This window comes from Pseudomonas sp. P4_C3 (assembly GCF_056402075.1).
Genome location: NZ_JBFUIC010000510.1, coordinates 1 through 2,121, shown reverse-complemented (window position 1 = coordinate 2,121; position 2,121 = coordinate 1). Strand labels below are relative to the sequence as shown.

Sequence of the window (2,121 nt, the reverse complement as noted above, 5' to 3'; positions counted from 1 at the left end):
TCCGTAAGCCGTATCGATATCCATCGTCCGGCCCAAACTGCACGTATCACCATCCACACCGCTCGTCCAGGTATCGTTATCGGGAAGAAAGGTGAAGATGTTGAGAAACTGCGTCAGGACCTGACCAAGCAAATGGGTGTGCCTGTGCACATCAATATCGAAGAGATCCGCAAGCCGGAGCTCGACGGTATGCTGGTTGCGCAGAGCGTAGCTCAGCAGCTGGAGCGTCGCGTAATGTTCCGTCGCGCTATGAAGCGCGCCGTACAGAACGCCATGCGCATTGGTGCCAAAGGCATCAAAATCCAAGTGAGCGGTCGTCTCGGCGGTGCTGAAATCGCACGTACTGAATGGTATCGCGAAGGTCGTGTGCCACTGCACACCCTGCGTGCCGACATCGACTATGCCAACTACGAAGCTCACACCACTTACGGTGTGATCGGTGTAAAGGTTTGGATCTTCAAAGGCGAAGTAATTGGTGGTCGCCAAGAAGAACTGAAACCACAAGCACCAGCGCCTCGTAAAAAAGCTGCTAAGTAAGGGGTACGCCAAATGTTGCAACCAAAGCGTACGAAGTTCCGCAAGCAGATGACAGGCCACAACCGTGGTCTGGCTCAGCGCGGTAGCAAAGTCAGCTTCGGCGAGTTCGCGCTGAAGTCTGTAGCTCGTGGTCGTCTCACCGCTCGTCAGATCGAGTCAGCGCGTCGTGCACTGACCCGTCACGTAAAACGTGGCGGCAAGATCTGGATCCGTGTATTCCCGGACAAGCCTATTTCCAAGAAGCCACTCGAAGTTCGGATGGGTAAAGGTAAGGGTAACGTCGAATACTGGGTTGCCCAGATTCAGCCAGGCAAAGTCCTGTATGAAATCGAGGGTGTTTCTGAAGAGCTGGCGCGTGAGGCTTTCGCCCTGGCTGCTGCAAAGCTGCCGCTCGCCACCTCCTTTGTTAAACGGACGGTGATGTGATGAAAGCGAATGAACTTCGTGAAAAATCCGCACAGCAGCTGAACGAGCAACTGCTCGGCTTGCTGCGCGACCAGTTCAATCTGCGTATGCAGAAAGCAACTGGCCAGTTGGGGCAGTCTCATCTGCTCTCGCAAGTTAAGCGTGACATCGCTCGCGTGAAGACTGTGCTCAACCAGCRGGCAGGTAAGTAATCATGGCTGAAGCCGAAAAAACTGTCCGTACGCTGACTGGCCGTGTTGTCAGCGACAAGATGGACAAAACCATCACCGTTCTGATCGAGCGTCGCGTTAAGCACCCGATCTACGGTAAATACGTTAAGCGTTCGACTAAGCTGCACGCGCACGACGAAACCAATCAGTGCCACATCGGCGACAAAGTCACTATTCGTGAAACTCGTCCTTTGGCCAAGACCAAGTCTTGGGCGCTGGTTGATGTTCTCGAACGCGCTGTGGAAGTCTAAGGACTAGGGGTCGGAGAAATTATATGATTCAGACTCAATCCATGCTCGATGTGGCCGATAACAGCGGCGCTCGCCGCGTTATGTGCATCAAGGTGCTGGGTGGCTCCCATCGTCGTTACGCTGGTATCGGTGACATCATCAAAGTTACCGTCAAGGAAGCAATTCCTCGCGGTAAAGTGAAAAAAGGCCAAGTGATGACTGCTGTTGTAGTCCGCACTCGTCACGGCGTACGTCGTGCTGATGGCTCCATTATCCGCTTTGATGGCAACGCTGCTGTTCTGTTGAACAACAAGCAAGAGCCGATCGGCACCCGTATCTTTGGGCCAGTGACCCGTGAACTTCGTACTGAGAAGTTCATGAAGATCGTCTCGCTCRCCCCAGAAGTGCTGTAAGGAGATCCGACATGCAAAAGATTCGTCGTGACGACGAGATCATCGTGATCGCCGGCAAAGACAAAGGTAAGCGCGGTAAGGTGCTTAAGGTTCTCGCTAACAACCGTTTGGTTATTGGTGGTCTGAACCTGGTCAAGCGTCATACCAAGCCTAACCCGATGTCGGGCGTGCAGGGCGGTATCGTCGAAAAAGAAGCTCCACTGGATGCTTCTAACGTCGCCATTTTCAACGGCGAAACCAACAAGGCTGACCGCGTTGGTTTCAAAGTAGAAGACGGCAAGAAAATTCGTGTCTTCAAGTCGACCC

Annotated in this window: 6 protein-coding genes; all 6 read left to right on the top strand. The window is 53.4% G+C overall.

The window, feature by feature from the left end; translation table 11 throughout:
* Positions 1-537: 30S ribosomal protein S3 (gene rpsC / locus AC1DVH_RS30000; RefSeq protein ID WP_477756847.1), on the top strand; the 537-nt coding region annotated here is incomplete at its 5' end.
* A gap of 12 nt (positions 538-549) precedes the next feature.
* Positions 550-963, top strand: a complete 414-nt coding sequence (gene rplP / locus AC1DVH_RS29995; protein WP_003176421.1) for a 50S ribosomal protein L16 — start codon at positions 550-552, stop codon at positions 961-963.
* Positions 963-1,154, top strand: a complete 192-nt coding sequence (rpmC, locus tag AC1DVH_RS29990) for a 50S ribosomal protein L29 (protein ID WP_477756846.1) — start codon at positions 963-965, stop codon at positions 1,152-1,154. Before rplP ends, rpmC begins: the two co-directional genes overlap by 1 nt.
* Before the next feature lie 2 nt (positions 1,155-1,156).
* Positions 1,157-1,423 carry a 30S ribosomal protein S17 gene (gene rpsQ / locus AC1DVH_RS29985; RefSeq protein ID WP_003176419.1) on the top strand — a complete coding sequence of 89 codons (267 nt, stop codon included), beginning with the start codon at positions 1,157-1,159 and terminating at the stop codon, positions 1,421-1,423.
* A gap of 23 nt (positions 1,424-1,446) precedes the next feature.
* Entirely contained in the window at positions 1,447-1,815 is a 369-nt protein-coding gene (gene rplN / locus AC1DVH_RS29980) for a 50S ribosomal protein L14 (protein WP_477756845.1), read from the top strand.
* Between the two features lie 11 nt (positions 1,816-1,826).
* Positions 1,827-2,121 (top strand): 50S ribosomal protein L24 (rplX, locus tag AC1DVH_RS29975; RefSeq protein WP_477756844.1); only part of this gene is annotated, 295 nt, incomplete at its 3' end.